Below are 17,022 nucleotides of genomic sequence, written 5' to 3'. Positions count from 1 at the left end.
GTCATGATTTTGAACTAGCCTCCGGCCCGTTGGCCGAAGGCGTGAAAAACGTTGGACTGTTTTAGCTTTTTCAACACCGGCTGCAACGCTTCCGCCTATGTTCGCGTTAACACGCACCGCCCTGTTTCGATTGTAATGGAGACCTGCTGCCAATGACGGATGTGGATGTGGACGCCCCGGACGCCGAACTGGCCCGTTACAGTTCGAAACTGTCGAGCCCGGCGCCCATTATTCTGACGATGCTGATCTTTCTGATCCTCGTCGGTTTCATTGCGGCGATCCTGTTTCGTCAGGCAGAGCAGGCCTTTTATACCAATCCGGGTCTGAACGGCCTGATCCTCGGTGTGCTCGCCGTCGGCATTATCCTTATCTTTGCCCATCTGATCGGGCTGATTTCGGAAGTGCGCTGGTTCAACCATTTCCAGATGATGGGCGATGCCAGCAAGCTTGGCAGGGACCCGAAGCTTCTGGCGCCAATGCGCTCGCTTTTGGGCAATCGCCGCTCCGTGGCGCTGTCGGCGACGCTGCTGCGCTCCATCCTCGATTCCATCGCCACGCGGCTGGACGAGTCGCGCGATACCTCGCGCTATCTCATCGGCCTTCTGGTGTTTCTCGGTCTGCTCGGCACCTTCTGGGGCTTGATCGGCACGATCGGCTCGATCAGCAATGTTATCCAGACGCTGGATGCCGGGTCCGGCGGGCAGGGCAGCGATGTGCTGCAAACCCTGAAAAACGGCCTTTCGGCGCCGCTCGCTGGCATGGGCACCGCGTTTTCCTCATCACTGCTCGGCCTTTCCGGCTCGCTGATCCTCGGCTTTCTCGACCTGCAGGCCGGCCGCGCCCAGAACCGCTTTTACACGGAGCTTGAAAACTGGCTGTCTTCGGTCACCGATATCGGCGCCGATCACCCGGTTGCATCAGGCATTTCCAGCGAGGATATCGACCGCTTGCTGGAGCAGATGAAGAAGATTGCTCAACAACCGTCAGGCGCCTCTGATAAGTCTACCGCAGCGCTCAGCGGCTTGTCGGAAGGCATCCAGGGGCTGGTCAAGAACATGCGCAACGAGCAGCAGATGCTGCGCGACTGGATCGAAGCCCAGCAGGAAGATGCTCGCGCAATGCGCAAGGCGCTGGAGCGGCTGAACGATAAGCTCGGGAGCAAGTAAGCCATGGCTCTCGCGCGCAATCGCCGACGGGAACGCGGTGCCGATTACTGGCCGGGCTTCGTCGATGCGCTCTCGACCCTGCTGATCGCCATCATGTTTCTGCTGACGGTATTCGTGGTTGCGCAATTCGTGCTCAGCCGCGAAATATCAGGCAAGGACGAGGTGCTGAACCGGCTGAACAACCAGATTGCCGAACTGACGCAGATGCTGGCCTTGGAAAAGGGCGGCAAGGCCGATCTGGAAGATGCTCTCGCCAATCTCCAATCCTCGCTGGATACGTCCGAGAAGGAGCGCAGCCGGCTGCAATCGCTGCTCGATGCCGGCTCCGGCAGTTCCGCTCAGGCCCAGGCCAAGATTGGCGAACTCTCCGGCAAGCTTGACGAGCAGCAGCAGGTCAGCGCCCGCGCCATGAGCCAGATCGACCTGCTCAACCAGCAGATCGCCGCGCTGCGCGCCCAGATCGCCGCCGTCGAACAGGCCTTGCAGGCCTCGGAAGCCAAGGACCAATCCTCGCAGGCAAAGATTGCCGATCTCGGTCGCCGCCTGAATGTGGCGCTGGCCCAGAAGGTTCAGGAACTTAACCGCTATCGCTCCGATTTCTTCGGTCGTTTACGCGAAATCCTGTCCGACCGGCAGAATATCCGCATCGTCGGCGACCGCTTCGTGTTCCAGTCGGAAGTGCTGTTCCCATCAGGTGGCGCCGACATGAACCCGGCGGGTCAGGATGAAATGGCCAAGCTCGCGCTGGCGCTGATCGATCTCGCCAAGGAAATTCCGCCCGACATCAATTGGGTGCTGCGCGTCGACGGTCATACCGACAATGTGCAACTGTCCGGCAATGGCCGCTATCCCGACAACTGGTCGCTCTCGGCAGCCCGTGCCGTCTCCGTGGTCAAGTTCCTGATCTCCAAGGGCGTCCCCGCCGACCGTCTGGCCGCCGCCGGTTTCGGTGAGTTCCAGCCGATCGCCCCCGGCGACACGCTGGAAGCCCGCGCCCAGAACCGGCGGATCGAATTGAAGCTGACGGAGCGGTGAGGCGGCGGAATGTCCGGCGTCTGTAATGACGGTGTATATTCGAGGAGCTCATCTGACGGCTGTCACTGCCAGAGGGGCTTTCGCTTAGGTAAAAAGTTGAACCCGCACGTTGCTGTCCAGCCCGTGCGGGTTTTCTTTATTTGAAGCATGATTGTGATAGGAATATCCCGTCCGTGCCATCCTGTTCGAGAGCAAAGCCTATCGCCATTGTCAGCGTGACTCATCTTCCCTGACGCTCCAGTTGGTTCGGCGCTTGCGGCTTCTGCTCCCGATCCCCGTTTTTGAGCAGCGGCAGAATTACACGTTTCGCGGTTTGGCAATGAAAACTGCACGCGGCTTCGTGCTTGCCAAACTTTGACGTTCTCGTAAAAGTAATATCAGCATCTGGAGGGTGTGTAGGCGGTTGGCTGGTCTGCCGAAGCAGGGTGGGACACGAGGAGGGGAAGCATGCAGGAATTCGACGTGATCGTGGTCGGTGCCGGTCTGGCTGGGCTGGTGGCGGCGACAGAGGCGGCGGGACGGGGGCTGAGGGTCTGCGTCGTGGATCAGGAAGGCGAGCAGAATTTCGGCGGGCAGGCCTTCTGGTCGCTGGGTGGTTTGTTCTTTATCGATAGTCCGGAGCAGCGGCGGATGCGGGTGCGCGATAGCCTGGCGCTGGCCGAGCAGGACTGGTTTGGTTCTGCCGGTTTTGATCGGCCTGAAGATTACTGGCCGCGGCTGTGGGCCAAGGCCTATCTCGACTTTGCCGCCGGCGAAAAACGGGCCTGGCTGCACCAGATGGGCATGCGCTGGTTTCCGGTGGTTGGCTGGGCCGAGCGCGGTGGGCAGCTGGCCGATGGCCACGGCAATTCCGTGCCGCGCTTTCACGTCACCTGGGGCACCGGACCTGGCGTGCTGGAGCCTTTCTTAAAGGCAGCCAAGGCGCTGGAAGAGGCCGGGCGCATCACCTTCCTGTTTCGCCATCGCGTCGATGCGCTGGAGCGGCAGAATGGGCGGGTGACGGGTATATCCGGCGTGGTTCTGGCTGCAGACTCAGCGCTTCGTGGCGAAAGCAGCAATCGCGATGCGATCGGCGATTTTTCGATTGCGGCGGGCGCTGTCATCGTTGCTTCCGGCGGCATTGGCGGCAATCACGAACTGGTGCGTAAGAACTGGCCGGTGGAGCGGCTGGGCACGCCGCCGGCAAACATGGTCTGCGGCGTGCCCGCCCATGTCGATGGGCGGATGATCGGCATTACCGAGCAGGCGGGCGGCAGCGTCATCAATCGCGACCGCATGTGGCATTATACCGAGGGGGTGAAGAATCACGATCCGATCTGGCCCGGTCATGGCATTCGCATTCTTCCCGGGCCGTCATCCTTCTGGTGCGATGCCGATGGTAATCGGCTGCCCATGCCAGCCATGCCCGGTTTCGACACGCTGGAAACCCTAAAGATCCTGCGGCACCGGGGTAGCGATTACAGCTGGTTCATTCTGACGGAAGCGATCATCAAGAAGGAATTCGCGCTGTCAGGCTCGGAGCAGAACCCTGATCTGACCGGCCGCAATATCCGGCTGCTCTTGAAACGGCTCGGCAAGCGGCCGACCGGCCCGGTTCTGGCCTTCATGGAGCGCGGCGAGGATTTTGCCGTCAGCACCGATCTCGAAAATCTCGTCGAGAAGATGAATGCGATCAGCGGCGAAGGCCGGCTCGACCCGCTCCGCATTCGCCAGCAGATCGAGGCCCGTGACCGGGAAATCGACAATCGCTTCAGCAAGGATGCGCAGGTCACCGCGATCAGGGGCGCGCGTCACTATCTCGGCGACAAGCTGATGCGCACCGCCGCGCCGCATCAGCTGCTCGATCCCGCCAAGGGCCCGCTGATCGCCGTGCGCCTGCATATTCTGACCCGCAAGACGCTGGGCGGCTTGCAGACCGATCTGCAAGGCCGGGTGCTGGAACTATCCGGCGAACCGGTGCCGGGCCTTTATGCGGCAGGCGAAGCCAGCGGCTTTGGCGGTGGCGGCATGCATGGCTATAAGGCGCTGGAAGGTACGTTTCTCGGCGGCTGCCTGTTTTCCGGCCGGGTGGCGGGGCGCAACGTGCTGGCGTAGCGGTCGGGTTGACGGGTTCTAGTGTCGGTTATGTTTCCGTGAAATCACGGCTACCACACCATTTTCCTTTCGGCTTCGCCCCCCCTCATCACCCTGCCGGGTACTTCTCCCCGCCGGGGAGAAGAGGCAAGGACGATAGCGCCTTGCCTCCGTTCAATGTCGGAAGAAGAGATTAGGCCGGAAAGCTTGCCGCATATCTCTTCTCCCCATCGGGGAGAAGGTGCCGGCAGGCGGATGAGGGGGGCGGAGCCGACAGCCGTTTGCGCTGTCTACACAGTCGTTAAATGCGCAAAACTCTACTTCGCCTCGGCTAGAAAATCCTGGGCGCCGGTTTGGAATTGCAAGCGGGCGAGGCGGGCGTAGATGCCGCCCTGCTGGATCAGGCTCTGGTGGGTGCCTTGTTCAACCACCTTGCCATCGTCGACCACGAGGATGCGGTCGGCCTTCAGCACGGTGGCGAGGCGGTGGGCGATGACGATTGTCGTGCGCGATTTCATCAACTCGTCCAGGGCCTTCTGCACCAGCGTTTCGCTTTCTGCATCGAGCGCCGAGGTCGCTTCGTCGAGCAACAGCACCGGCGCATCCTTCAGGATGGCGCGGGCAATGGCCACGCGCTGGCGCTGGCCGCCTGATAGCGTGATGCCGCGCTCGCCAACCTGGGTGTCATAGCCGTGCTCCAGCCGGTCGATGAATTCGGCGGCCTGGGCGGCGCGGGCGGCTGAAATGACCGCCTCGCGGCTGGCGCCCGGGCGGCTGAAAGCGATGTTGTCGTGGATCGTGCCGGAAAAGATCGTCACGTCCTGCGGCACGATGGCGATCTGCTCGCGCAGGCCCTCCAGCGCCACATCGCGCAGGTCGGTGCCATCAAGACAGATGCGGCCGGAGGTAGGATCGTAGAAGCGCAGGATCAGCGAAAAGATCGTGCTCTTGCCAGCGCCTGATGGGCCGACGATGGCGACCGTCTCGCCGGCATCCACCGCAAAGCTGAGGCCTTTCAAGGCCGTGCGCTCCAGGCGGCTGGGATAGGCAAATTCCACGCCCTCGAACCAGACTTCGCCACGCACCGGTGCGGGCAGTGGCTTCGGGTGGTCTGGCGAGCGGACGGCGGAGATTTCGGCCAGTAGCTCCGTCAGCCGTTCAGCGGCACCGCCGGCCTGCATCAGCTCGCCCCAGACCTCCGACAATTGCCCGAGCGAGGAGGCGGCGATCACGGAATAGAGCAGGAACTGGCCGAGCGTGCCCGCCGACAGCGTGCCGGCCAGCACGCTTTGCGCGCCATACCAGAGCACGCCGACAATGCTGCCGAACACCAGCGTGATGGCGACGCCGGTCAGGATGGCGCGGGCGCGCGTGGCGACGCGTGCGGCGTCGAAGGCCTGCTCCACAGCCGCGCCATAGCGGGCGCTGGCCGCCGGCTCGCCATTGAAGGCCTGAACGGTGCGGGCAGCACCGATGCTCTCGCCGGCAAAGGCGGCGGCTTCGGCCAACTTGTCTTGGGCAGCGCGCGAGCGGCGGCGCACCGAGCGGCCAAAGCCGATCAACGGGAAGACGATGACGGGAATGGCGGCAAGCACCATCACCGAGAGTTTCGGGCTGGTATAGATCATCATGCCCATGGCGCCGAAACACATGATGATGTTGCGCAGGGCCACCGAGGCACTGGCGCCGACGGCCGACTTGATCTGGGTGGCATCAGCTGTCAGCCGCGAGACGATTTCACCCGACTGGTTGACGTCGAAAAAGGCGGGCGACAGCCGGCTGACATGGTCGAACACCTCGCGGCGGATATCTGAGACGATCCGCTCGCCGATGGTAATGACGTAGTAATAGCGCAGCGCGCTCGAGATTGCCATGATGGCCGCCAGCACGATCAGCATGGCGAAATACTTGTTGATGAAGCCGGCATCGGCAGACGCCATGCCGTGGTCGATCATCCGGCGCACGGCAAGCGGCAGGGCGAGCGTGGTGACCGCAGCCAGCGCCAGGAAAAGCAGGGCGGCAAGCGCCATGCGGCGATAGCGCATCAGATAGGGGTTCAATCGTGCCAGCGGTTTCAGACTGCGGCTCGATTTGGCCTTTTGCTCTTGATTTTCCGACACCGTTCACTCTCCACCCCGACCATCCAGCTTCAAGCGCCGGGGGCCTTGTTATCCTTGCGACCTTCATGTATAGGCAGCCCATCAAATTGGGAAGCCGTGACACAACCTGTCTCCGGCTTCATGTATTGAATTGGGTCCGCCGATGCAATTGCGGCAAAAAGACCCCCCGGCAAGCAGGAAGACCGTCATGAAGGCTAACATTCATCCCGAGTACCACAAGATCAAGGTCGTCATGACTGACGGCACCGAATACGAAACCTTTTCGACCTGGGGTTCGGAAGGTCAGGTCATGAACCTGGAAATCGATTCCAAGTCGCACCCGGCCTGGACCGGCGGCAACCAGCAGCTCATGGACCGTGGCGGCCGTCTCTCCAAGTTCAACAAGCGTTTCGGCGGCCTCGGCCTCTAATCTTCGCTTGCATATGTCTTCGAAAAAGCCCGGTCGTGAGATCGGGCTTTTTTGTTGGCTAAGCGACTTTGTTATCCCGTGACTTTTCTTTTTGCGCGCCGGGATTAAACCGCGTGTCGCGGTGTTCTTCTCCTCAGGACCATCATCGTCCTAATAAGAGGAGAATGCGTCTTGAACCATCGTCTTTCGCTTGGGCGCCTCGCGCTCGTCTCGGCCGTCGCCTCAACCCTGGCCTCAACTCTGGCCTTGGGGTCGGGTGCTGCATCGGCGGCGCAATTTTCGTCGGCCGCCGGCCGCTACCGCATCGATCCGGCCTCCCGGATCGGCTTTTCCATTGCCCAGGTCGCGGGTCCTGGCATTAACGGCACGTTTCCCGGCATATCCGGCCGGTTTGATATCGATGCGGATCACCCGGCGCAGTCCTATGTGGAAATCACGCTCAATCCCGCCAGCGTCAAGACCGGGCAGGAGCGGGTCGAAAACTTCCTGCGCTCCAGCGCCGTTTTCGGTGTCGCCGACTATCCGCAGATCACCTTCCGCTCCAGCCGCGTGGTGCAGGATGGACCGCGTAGCGCCTTGGTCGAGGGCACTTTGACGGCCAAAGGTGTATCAAGGCCCGAGACCTTTCACGCGACCTTCGTCGAGCAGCAAGCGGGAACGGTTACCTTCCATGTCACCGGCAATATCTTCCGTGTGCCCTACGGCATGGGCATCGGCGTGCCGCTCTATTCCAACACCGTTGCCTTCGACATGGATCTGAAGGGCATTCGCTGAGGCGGGTTTCAAAAAAACAATGGGCGACCGGGATTAAACGCTCTGCCCAGGTGTTTCTCACATATCGGGCAAGATGTCCGAACCGTTCACCTCTTCCTCGTATCCTACTTTGAAAAGGACGATATCATGCGCCCACATCACCTGCTTCTGACTGGCGTTATCCTTGCTATCTCGGGGGCGGCAGCCTTTGCCGAGCCCTATGCCGGCGGCGCCGTCGTTGAGACGAAAACCGCCAAGGGCACGATCCTGACGGATGCCAAGGGCATGACGCTCTACACTTTCGACAAGGACAGCAGCAGTGCATCGGCCTGCTACGACGACTGCGCCAAGAAATGGCCGCCGCTTGAAGCCAAGAAGGGTGACAAGGCCGAGGGCGATTACAAGCCGATCACCCGCAAGGACGGCACGATGCAGTGGTCGCATGACGGCAAGCCGCTCTACCGCTGGCAGATGGACAAGAAGGCTGGCGACATGACCGGCGACGGTGTCGGCGGCGTCTGGCACACCGCCAAGGAATAGGCTCAGATATGCCCGACTTTCTGGACGAAATCGCAGGCTGTGTTCCGGGGCTTCGGCGCTATGCCCATGCCTTGACGCATGACCGCGACGTGGCCGACGATCTCGTTCAGGACTGCCTTGAGCGGGCGATCCGCAAGAAGGGGCTGTGGCGTCCGCAAGGACCGCTGCGGCCCTGGCTCACCCGGGTGCTGCTTAACATCTATCGCAACAATCTGCGCGATCGCCGCCGCCGGCCTGTTGCCGTGCCGATCGAGGATGTGGCAGGTGAATTGTCGGTGCCCGCCGCTCAAGGCGGCCGGCTGGCCTTGGCCGAGATGGCACGGGCAATCGACCAGCTATCGCCGGAGCAGCGGGAAGCGCTGCTTCTCGTCGTCGTCGAGGGCATGAGCTACAGCGAGGCGGCCGATGTGCTCGGCATTCCCCTGGGTACGCTGATGTCGCGGCTTGGCCGGGCGCGTGCCGCCTTGAGCCGGCTGACCGAGGGCGACGAGCCGAAGTTGAGGGTGATCAAATGAGACATGGCGAGCCAGGCATGACAGAAAGCGACCTCATCGCCTTTGCCGACGGACGGCTCGGCGATGCCGAACACAAGGCCGTGGCCGATTATCTTGCCGCCCATCCTGACGAGGCGCAGAAGGTGGAGCTATGGCGCCAGCAGAATGCTGCCCTGCAGGCGCTTTATGGCGCGGTCCCCAAGGAGCCGCTGCCGACCCGCCTCGACGTGCACGCCATCGACCGCCGCCTTCGCGAGGAGCGGACGGCCTGGCGCAATTTTGCCGCCGCCGCCGTGGTGATCCTCGCGGTCGGTATCACAGGCGGCTGGTTTGGCCGGGGTTTGTTGATATCGGGTCCTGCTGCCCCCGATCCGCTGGTGGCGGAAGCGACCCAGGCGCATCGTCTCTATGCCAGCGAAGTCATTCATCCCGTCGAAGTCCGGGCCGGAGAGGCACCGCAGCTGAAGACATGGCTGTCGAAGCGGCTCGACCGGCCGCTTGCCATTCCCGATCTCACGGCCGAGGGCTTTTCGCTGGTCGGCGGCCGGCTGCTGCCGAGCACCGATGGCCCTGCGGCGCAGTTGATGTATCAGGATGAAAGCGGCCAGCGGGTGACGCTCTATATCGTCCCCTCCCGCGATGAACAGGAAACCGCGATCCGTTGGACAAGCATGAAGGCTGGGGCAGGCGGGCTGCAGGCGCTGTTCTGGAATGATGAGACCATCCGCTGCGCGCTGATCGGCGATCTGCCGAAGGACCGCATGCAGGTGCTTGCCAATGCAAGCTACAAACAGTTGAGCTGATCATGGCCATGGAAGACCCCTTGCGTTTCGCTGCCGAGCCGGCGCCGGATCCGGCGCGGCAGACCTATGGCTGGCTTTCCATTGCCTTCCACTGGACGATTGCGCTGCTGTTCATCGGACAGATCGTCCTCGGCTATCTGATGTCGCGTCCCGATATCGATCCAGCGCTGCAATTCAACCTGTTCCAGTGGCACAAGTCCTTTGGCTTTACCGTGTTGGCGCTTGCCGTTCCCCGCGTCGTCTGGTCGCTGGTCGGCACAAGGCCGAAGCCGATCGGCGGCAGCCGGCTGGAACGGTTTGCAGGCCGTGGCGCGCATCTCGCACTGTTGTTGCTGACTGTGGCGGTGCCGCTGGCCGGCTGGGCCGTCGCCTCGACGTCACCGTTGCAGATCCCGAGCTATGTGTTTGATCTCGTCGTCATCCCCGGCTTGCCGATGACAATATCCGATCAGGCCGAGGCCTTCTGGACTGAAGTGCATGCGACGCTGGCCTATACGGCTGCGGGCCTGGTGCTGCTGCATGTGACGGCGGCATTCTGGCATCACGCTGTGCGCAGGGATGCCACGTTGCACCGCATGCTGCCAATCGTGAAGCGCAGGGGCAGGTAGGACAACTATCTATCGGTTTGGTGGCTTCGCACCCCCTCATCCCCCTGCCGGGGACTTCTCCCCGCTGGGGAGAAGAGAGCAAGGCGATCGACCTGAAGGTCATCCCGATTGAAGGGACTATGCAGTAAATCAGGCGCATGACGCTGCTTCATACCTGTTCTCCCCAGCGGGGAGAAGGTAGCGCCCTCTTTTAGTATAGAAATGGGCGGATGAGGGGGCGAAGCCGCGAAAACTTTGCCTCAATTGCCGCTGATAGATTTTCAGAAAATGCCCGAAAATAGAAAAAGGCGGGTTAAACCCGCCTTTTCTGCATCTTGCTTGCGTCATTGACGCTGAAACTTTGACAGTGCTCAGTTGGCGTTGAAGGCCGTGCGCAGCAGGTTGAGCTGAGCCTGGACGCTGTTTTCATTGTCCGGCACCATCGAGGTGTCGTTCGGACGGTAGATTTCGCGGTCGAGCAGGGCGATACGGTTCTGCAGGCGCAGCGAACGCTCGATCAGATCGCGGAAGGATTCCGGCAGATCGTTCCAGCCGGGCGCATTGCGGTCGACGTTGAAGCCGTCGAGGCGAACCTTGCTCTTTTCCGAGATAACCTGATCGCGCGACATTTCGCCATTGTTCACGGCGCGCTGCAGAAGCAGCCAGGATGCCATCTGCATCAGACGGGTGGTGAGACGCATCGACTCGGCAGCATAAAGCACGGAAGCCATGCGCGGCAGCACCTTTGCGGCAGACCGGCCAGGTCCATCCAGATAGGCTGCTGTTTCTTCGACCAGTCCCATGCCTTCAGCGTAGGTAGCCTTGAACTGCGACGACGAAGCAGCGCGCCCGGCAAAGCTGACCGTATTCAATCCAAGTTCCGACATCGACATTTTCCCTGTCTTACGCATCACTTTTTGAGATAGCGCGGCGGTTAACGAAGTCCAGCGCCAATTCCATGGGTGAACGATGCTACCAATACCCGAAATGCGCAAGCCGTTTCTTAAGAAAGGGTTAATTCCCACAGTTTTAGGTAAAGTCGACAAGCGCAAAAAAAGAGCCGCAAAAGCGGCTCTCAAGGTAAAACAGGGAGAAAAATCAGACCAAATCGCCATCAGGTGAAACTGTCTGAATCCAGAAGAACCGGACAGGTTTTACATTCGCATAAAATGCTTAATATTTGCTTAATACTGCATCGGGATAGATCAGTTCTGCCTTGGTTTCGATGGTCTGGGCCTGGTCATTGGTGACCTGTTACCTCCCGCGACACCTGTAATATTTTGATCCAAAGCGTGCTACTTTGAAGTGCGAAACAGCGATTCCGCCGCCATTTTGCCGGCGAGCTTGCCTTCTTTTGCCGATTCGAGACGGTTAATTTCTTGTTTCAGAAGGGTGATTCGCGCGTCGATTTCGCCTGCGGAGAGCAGCGAAAGGTCGCAACCGATCTCGTGTTCTGCCGGTTTGCGCGGGCGATCCGGGTCTTCGATCATGGCTCGATCTCCTTGGTTGCGGTGTCCTCCGCATTGATTTCGTCCCGTTCGGCCCTGGGGTCAAGGGTGACCGATTGCGGGGTGGCCATCAAGGTAGAGACCGGTCCGGTGCCGGAGAAGGTTTCCTTATCTTCAGTCTTCAAGGTCGGCCGCGCCCGGCTGCGAATGATGGCATAGGCAACGAGCAGGCCATGGGCGGTAGCGGTAACTGCAAACAGCGCATGGGGACCGAACCAGGTCATCACCGGGCCACCGATCGTTGGGCCGATGATTGTGCCGATGCCAAACAGCAGCAGAAGGCCGCCGGAGACTTTGACGAAATCGCCGCTGTCGGCAAAGTCGTTGGCATGGGCGACGGCGATCGGATAGAGCGCATTGGCGGCCGCGCCGTAGAGGGCGACGAGCGGGATCAGGAACAGTGCCGTCTGCGGTCGCAGCACCAGCAGCAGCAGGGCTGCAAACAGCGCCACGCAGGCAATGCCGGCCAGAACATAGCGACGGTCGGTGTGATCGGACAGGCGCCCGGCCGGAAACTGCGCGGCGGCGCCGGAGAAGATGGTGATGCTGAGCATGGTGGCGATCATTGCGTCGGGCAGGCCGACGCGGGCGCCAAATACCGCCACCAGCGTGCCATAGGCGCCATTGGCGATACCGATCAGCAGAATGCCGACGAAGGAGACCGGCGAATTGCGATACAGTTTCGGCAGGTCGAGCTTCACCGATTTCAGCGGCTGCGGCGAGGCGGCGTTGGACATGGTGGTGGGCAGCATGGCCAGGCAATAGAGAATGCCGCAGATCATGAACAGCGTCGTGGTGTGGACATTGCCGAAAGCAACCATCATCTGGCCGCCGACAACGCCAAGCAGGGTCACTGAAATATAGAAGGAGAAGATCGAGCCGCGGCTCTCGTTGCTGGCCCGCTCATTCAGCCAGCTTTCGATGATCATCGAGGTGCCGGCGGTGCAGAAGCCGGTCAGCGCTCGCAATCCCACCCAGGAATATTCTTCGACTACCAGGCCTGTTATCAAGGAGATGATGGCGATGACCGCGATAAAGCTGGAAAAGGCCCTGACATGGCCAACCCGCATGACCAGCTTCGGTGCGAAGAAACAGCCGAGAACGAAGCCGCTGGCCCAGGCGGTGCCGAGCAGGCCAAGCACTTCGTTGGAATAGCCCTCCGCCGAGCCGCGCACCGGCAGAAGCAGGCCGTGCAGCCCGTTGCCGAGAAACAGAAACAGCGTACCGAGCAGCAGCGAGAGAACGGGAAAGAGATTTCGGGTCATGCGCAATCACTTCGAGATGGAGCGGACAGGGGCCGGACTGGGCGGAAGGCGGTAACGTGCCTCATTATTTTCGCGAATGGGGTCGATTTATGGATTTTCTCACGCTGCCGTTACTGCGACGTTACAGAATAGGATTTCCTGGCGATTTCCAAGGCTGTTTTGCCGAGATGGGATGTGCGGCGTCGGAAGTGGGCTTTGCTTTCTCGCTCAACCATCCTACAGACCGCCGAAATGCCTTGGAAGAGACCTGCCACCAACCGAGCGATACACCATGAGCAAAGCCATTTCCGCCTTTCTGATGCTGGTCATGCTCGTGCAACTGATCCGGCCGCTCGGTCTGCCCGGTCTGCGCAGGCGCCGTGATTTCTGGAAGCTTGCGGTGGTGGCCTTTGTCATCTGGACCGTGACGCTGCTGCTACGGCCCTGACGCCACAGCCCGTTTCACACTTTCTGATCCGCTGGCTTTGTTTTGCGCAGCGGATATCCCAGAAAGCGCTTTACACTTTCTGATCCGCTGCGTGAACCATAGCCACCAACACATCTGTCTGGGCAATCATGCCGACCAGTTTGTGCTGGGCGTTGATGACCGGCAGGTGATGCAAACCGGCCTCGGCGAAGGTGACGATCGCATCGGCAAGCGGAGCGTCCGGTGTCACCGATTTGACCGGCGTGGTCATGATATCCTTGACGGTGCCATTTGGCGCACTCGCTCCTTGCAGGGCAAGTGCCAGGCGGCGGCCAAAGCCGATTGTCGGCTTGCCGCGCATCCAGCTTGCCTTGTCGATCAGATCCGTCTGGGTGACGATGCCGAGAATGGTCGCGTCTTCGGCGGTGACGGGTAATGCCTTCACCCGGCTTTGACGCAGCCGGTGCAGTGCTTCGCTGAGGCTGGTATCGGGCGATAGCGCTGTTATGCCGGGTACCATGATCTGGCCGCATGTTGCGTGGCTCGAGCGGCGGCGATAGGCGCGCAACTCGGTGCGGCGCAGAATGTCTTCGAGATCGTCGCGGTCGATGTCGAGAAAGGCATCATTGTCCTTCAGCACGTCTTCGAGGTCTTGGCGCTGAAAGGCGGCGCGGTCGGCAAAGCCGGGCGGCTCCGGCGGCAAAGTCGGCCGGGCGCGATGCGGATAGCGGCGTCCGACCAGCCTGTTATAGGCGAGCGCGCTCAACAGCAGGATCAGCGAGTTGCCCAGCACCGGCCAAAGCACGAAACCGTAGCCAAGTCCATGAATGGCGGGGCCACCCAGCACCGCCGTCAGCGCGATGGCGCCGCTCGGCGGATGCAGGCAGCGCAGGGCGATCATCGCTGCGATCGCACCGCTGATGGCCAGTGCGCTGGCAACGAACGGATCAGGTATCAGTTTGGCAATGGTCACGCCGATCAACGCCGCACAGAGATTGCCGCCGATGATCGACCAGGGCTGTGCCAGCGGGCTTGCCGGCACGGCAAACAACAGCACGGCCGAGGCGCCCATCGGCGCGACAAGCACTGGCAGGCTTGAGGATGGTCCGAGCGCAAAGGCGCTGATGAGCCCGGTCAAAAAAATACCGAGCAGCGCTCCAACCGCCGACCGGGCCTGTTCGGCATAGCTGATCGATGTCACATGCGGGGTGAGGGATGAGAACAGGCGTTTCCACGCGTTCGTGCTGCCTGGCTGCATGCTGCCGTTCTCCTCCATAAAGCGTCCCGGCGTTTTGCTGACACGCTCTCATCATGTTGCGACCGTTATCAGCCTCGCTGTATCGGTTTCAAGTCTGCGCTGTCGCAAAAGCAAAAGCCCCGCCGGTGAGGGCGAGGCTTCAGATCAATCAAATCTTGAAGGGTTGCTTAAGCGGCCTTTTCCAGATCCTGCTTCCAGGTGCCGGTTGCGGCAAGGCTGTTCATGCGGGCGCGGTGGGTGAAGGCGCGCTGACCAGCGGCGACGTTTTCGCTGCGGCCGCCCCAGGCCTTCAGGGCGCTGTCCTGCAGGGCGCGACCATACGAATAGGTCAGTGCCCAAGGCAGGTCGTAGCCGGCATTCATGGCCGAGAGATGGGCGGTTGCTTCTTCGGTGCTCTGGCCGCCGGACAGGAAGGCGATGCCGGGAACGGACGCGGGAACGGTCGCCTTCAGCACCTTGACGGTTGCGGCAGCAACTTCGTCCACGGAAGCCTTACGGGCATTCTTGCCGTCGATGATCATGTTCGGCTTCAGGATCATGCCTTCCAGCTTGACGCGGGCGTCATAGAGATCCTGGAACACGGTGCGCAGCACCCATTCGGTGACTTCTGCGCATTTGGCAATGTCGTGGGTACCCGGTGCGCCGTCCATCAGCACTTCAGGCTCGACGATCGGTACAATGCCGGCTTCCTGGCAGAGAGCGGCGTAGCTGGCGAGCGCCTGGCTATTGGCCTTGATCGAACCCCAGGTAGGCAGGCCGTCGGCAATGGCGATGACGCCGCGCCACTTGGCGAAACGAGCACCGGCCTTGTAGTAGTTGGCGAGGCGCTCGCGCAGGCCGTCGAGGCCTTCCGTCAGGGTTTCGCCGGGAAAGCCAGCCATGGGCTTGGCGCCGATGTCGACCTTGATACCGGGAATGGAACCGGCAGCCTTGATGATGTCGACGAAAGGCGTGCCGTCGGCGGCCTTTTGATAGAGGGTTTCTTCATAGAGAATGACGCCGGAGATGTATTTCTTCATCGCCTCATCGGACCGGAACAGCATTTCGCGGTAGTCGCGCCGGCTGGTCTCGGTGGATTCAAGCCCGATCGTGTCGAAACGTTTCTTGATGGTGGACGTGGATTCGTCCGCTGCCAAAAGGCCCTTGCCATCAGCCATCATCTTAACGGCGATGTCTTCAAGTCTCTCACTCATAATCCATGCTCCCAAAAACGTTACCACTGGGGTAATCGCGTAACAGATGTTTTTGGCAAGGAAAATGGGTGCTTAAGTCATTGAAACGATTGAAATCGTTTCAATCGTTTTAAAATTCAAAATTTTTTAAACAAATTTCAGGTGCGGCCTTTGTTCCGGCCGCACCCGAATTTTTTTGGTATGGTTAAGCCGACTGCAGTACGGCAACGCCCGGCAGCTCTTTGCCTTCCATCCATTCCAGGAAGGCGCCACCCGCGGTCGAGACATAGGAGAAGTCGTCGGCAACGCCAGCATGGTTGAGCGCCGAGACGGTATCGCCGCCGCCGGCAACAGAGACCAGCTTGCCGGCCTTGGTGCGTTCGGCGGCATGCTTGGCGGCTGAAACGGTTGCGGTGTCGAAGGGCGTGATTTCAAAGGCGCCGAGCGGGCCGTTCCAGACCAGGGTGGCGGCCTTGCTGATCCAGTCGTTGACGAGTGCCACCGACTGCGGGCCGACATCCAGCATCATCGCGTCGGCGGGAATGGCCGAGACGCTGACGGTTTCATTGGCGGCATTGGCCTTGAATTCGCGGGCGACGACGCCGTCGACCGGGAGCACGATGGTGCAGCCGGCGGTTTCAGCTTCGATCATGATCTGCTTGGCGGTCGCGGCGAGATCATGCTCGCAAAGCGACTTGCCGACATCGATGCCCTGGGCGGCGATGAATGTATTGGCCATGCCGCCGCCGATAACGAGCGCGTCGACCTTCTTCACCAGGTTCATCAACAGGTCGATCTTGGACGAGACCTTGGCGCCGCCGACGATGGCAACGACCGGATGGGTCGGCTGTCCCAGGCCCTTCTCGAGCGCTTCGAGCTCCGCCTGCATGGTGCGGCCGGCATAGGCGGGCAGCAGATGGGCAAGGCCCTCCGTCGAGGCATGGGCGCGGTGCGCGGCCGAGAAAGCGTCATTGACATAGATGTCGCCGTTCTTGGCGAGTTCCGCCGTGAAATTGGCGTCGTTCTTTTCCTCGCCCTTGTGGAAGCGGGTGTTTTCGAGCAGCAGGACATCACCGTTGTTAAGCGCGGCGACGGCGTTGGCGGCGGACTCACCGATGCAGTCATCGGCGAAGGCCACGGCCTGGTCAAGCACTTCTTCCACGGCGGAAATGATCTGCGACAGCGACATATCGGCAACCGGCTCGCCCTTCGGACGGCCGAAATGGGCCAGCAGGATCACCTTGGCGCCCTTGGCGGACAGTTCCTTGATGGTCGGCGCGACGCGCTCGATGCGGGTTGCGTCGGTGACCTTGCCACCGGAAACCGGCACGTTCAGGTCGACGCGCAACAGCACGCGCTTGCCGGCGATATCGTGGAGATCGTCGAGTGTCTTGAAAGCAGGCATAGTGAAATTCCCGTGTTGAATGTCGAGA

General features: G+C 61.0%; 17 protein-coding genes. 10 read left to right on the top strand and 7 right to left on the bottom strand.

The annotated features are described in order from the left end of the window. Window positions 1-152: 152 nt before the first annotated feature. From BJF91_RS15705 to BJF91_RS15695, 3 genes are all read left to right on the top strand, one after another. Entirely contained in the window at window positions 153-1,166 is a 1,014-nt protein-coding gene (locus BJF91_RS15705) for a flagellar motor protein MotA (RefSeq protein WP_075615380.1), read from the top strand. 3 nt (window positions 1,167-1,169) lie between these two features. Then, entirely contained in the window at window positions 1,170-2,201 is a 1,032-nt protein-coding gene (locus tag BJF91_RS15700) for a peptidoglycan -binding protein (protein WP_075615379.1), read from the top strand. A 447-nt stretch (window positions 2,202-2,648) separates the two neighbouring features. Further along, the gene (locus BJF91_RS15695; RefSeq protein ID WP_075615378.1) at window positions 2,649-4,295 is read left to right on the top strand and encodes an FAD-binding dehydrogenase; all 1,647 of its coding nucleotides are present in this window, start codon (window positions 2,649-2,651) and stop codon (window positions 4,293-4,295) included. Window positions 4,296-4,591: 296 nt separating this feature from the next. On the opposite strand, the gene BJF91_RS15690 is transcribed toward BJF91_RS15695, so the two are convergent. Next, the gene (locus BJF91_RS15690; RefSeq protein WP_075615377.1) at window positions 4,592-6,394 is read right to left on the bottom strand and encodes an ABC transporter transmembrane domain-containing protein; all 1,803 of its coding nucleotides are present in this window, start codon (window positions 6,392-6,394) and stop codon (window positions 4,592-4,594) included. A 187-nt stretch (window positions 6,395-6,581) separates the two neighbouring features. Here BJF91_RS15690 and rpmE point away from each other — a divergent pair, with 187 nt between their 5' ends. The 6 genes from rpmE (at window position 6,582) to BJF91_RS15660 (ending at window position 10,001) form a co-directional block, all read left to right on the top strand. Beyond that, window positions 6,582-6,803 carry a 50S ribosomal protein L31 gene (gene rpmE, locus BJF91_RS15685; protein WP_075615376.1) on the top strand — a complete coding sequence of 74 codons (222 nt, stop codon included), beginning with the start codon at window positions 6,582-6,584 and terminating at the stop codon, window positions 6,801-6,803. Between the two features lie 228 nt (window positions 6,804-7,031). Further along, the gene (locus tag BJF91_RS15680; protein ID WP_075615690.1) at window positions 7,032-7,577 is read left to right on the top strand and encodes a YceI family protein; all 546 of its coding nucleotides are present in this window, start codon (window positions 7,032-7,034) and stop codon (window positions 7,575-7,577) included. 126 nt (window positions 7,578-7,703) lie between these two features. Then, window positions 7,704-8,096, top strand: a complete 393-nt coding sequence (locus tag BJF91_RS15675; RefSeq protein ID WP_075615375.1) for a COG4315 family predicted lipoprotein — start codon at window positions 7,704-7,706, stop codon at window positions 8,094-8,096. Window positions 8,097-8,104: 8 nt separating this feature from the next. Next, entirely contained in the window at window positions 8,105-8,611 is a 507-nt protein-coding gene (locus BJF91_RS15670; protein ID WP_075615374.1) for a sigma-70 family RNA polymerase sigma factor, read from the top strand. A 17-nt stretch (window positions 8,612-8,628) separates the two neighbouring features. Next, window positions 8,629-9,393, top strand: a complete 765-nt coding sequence (locus BJF91_RS15665; RefSeq protein WP_234801634.1) for an anti-sigma factor family protein — start codon at window positions 8,629-8,631, stop codon at window positions 9,391-9,393. 8 nt (window positions 9,394-9,401) lie between these two features. Beyond that, a complete protein-coding gene (locus BJF91_RS15660; protein WP_407639892.1) occupies window positions 9,402-10,001 on the top strand; it encodes a cytochrome b in 600 nt (199 codons plus the stop codon). 350 nt (window positions 10,002-10,351) lie between these two features. Here BJF91_RS15660 and rcdA read toward each other — a convergent pair whose 3' ends face one another. The 3 genes from rcdA to BJF91_RS15645 all read right to left on the bottom strand — a co-directional run bounded on the left by rcdA (window position 10,352) and on the right by BJF91_RS15645 (window position 12,753). Further along, complete coding sequence (gene rcdA, locus BJF91_RS15655; RefSeq protein ID WP_075615371.1) at window positions 10,352-10,867, bottom strand: protease adaptor protein RcdA; 516 nt, start codon at window positions 10,865-10,867, stop codon at window positions 10,352-10,354. Window positions 10,868-11,275: 408 nt separating this feature from the next. Next, window positions 11,276-11,470, bottom strand: coding sequence for a DUF1192 domain-containing protein (locus BJF91_RS15650; protein ID WP_075615370.1), 195 nt, complete (start codon window positions 11,468-11,470; stop codon window positions 11,276-11,278). Next, window positions 11,467-12,753 carry an MFS transporter gene (locus BJF91_RS15645; protein ID WP_075615369.1) on the bottom strand — a complete coding sequence of 429 codons (1,287 nt, stop codon included), beginning with the start codon at window positions 12,751-12,753 and terminating at the stop codon, window positions 11,467-11,469. The genes BJF91_RS15650 and BJF91_RS15645 overlap by 4 nt, the downstream gene beginning before the upstream one ends. Window positions 12,754-13,024: 271 nt before the next feature. Here BJF91_RS15645 and BJF91_RS25040 point away from each other — a divergent pair, with 271 nt between their 5' ends. Further along, window positions 13,025-13,180, top strand: coding sequence for a hypothetical protein (locus BJF91_RS25040; RefSeq protein ID WP_162843874.1), 156 nt, complete (start codon window positions 13,025-13,027; stop codon window positions 13,178-13,180). A gap of 70 nt (window positions 13,181-13,250) precedes the next feature. On the opposite strand, the gene BJF91_RS15640 is transcribed toward BJF91_RS25040, so the two are convergent. The 3 genes from BJF91_RS15640 to BJF91_RS15630 all read right to left on the bottom strand — a co-directional run bounded on the left by BJF91_RS15640 (window position 13,251) and on the right by BJF91_RS15630 (window position 16,994). After that, window positions 13,251-14,417, bottom strand: a complete 1,167-nt coding sequence (locus BJF91_RS15640) for an HPP family protein (RefSeq protein ID WP_083943356.1) — start codon at window positions 14,415-14,417, stop codon at window positions 13,251-13,253. A 167-nt stretch (window positions 14,418-14,584) separates the two neighbouring features. After that, on the bottom strand, window positions 14,585-15,610 hold the full coding sequence (locus BJF91_RS15635; RefSeq protein WP_075615368.1) for a class I fructose-bisphosphate aldolase: 1,026 nt from the start codon (window positions 15,608-15,610) through the stop codon (window positions 14,585-14,587). Window positions 15,611-15,794: 184 nt separating this feature from the next. Then, window positions 15,795-16,994: a phosphoglycerate kinase gene (locus BJF91_RS15630; RefSeq protein ID WP_075615367.1), complete on the bottom strand. Its 1,200-nt coding sequence runs from the start codon at window positions 16,992-16,994 to the stop codon at window positions 15,795-15,797. Window positions 16,995-17,022 lie beyond the last annotated feature (28 nt).

It is taken from the genome of Gillisella taibaishanensis, from assembly GCF_001938985.1.
Taxonomy (GTDB): domain Bacteria; phylum Pseudomonadota; class Alphaproteobacteria; order Rhizobiales; family Rhizobiaceae; genus Allorhizobium; species Allorhizobium taibaishanense.
This window is presented reverse-complemented; position numbering and strand designations above follow the sequence as displayed.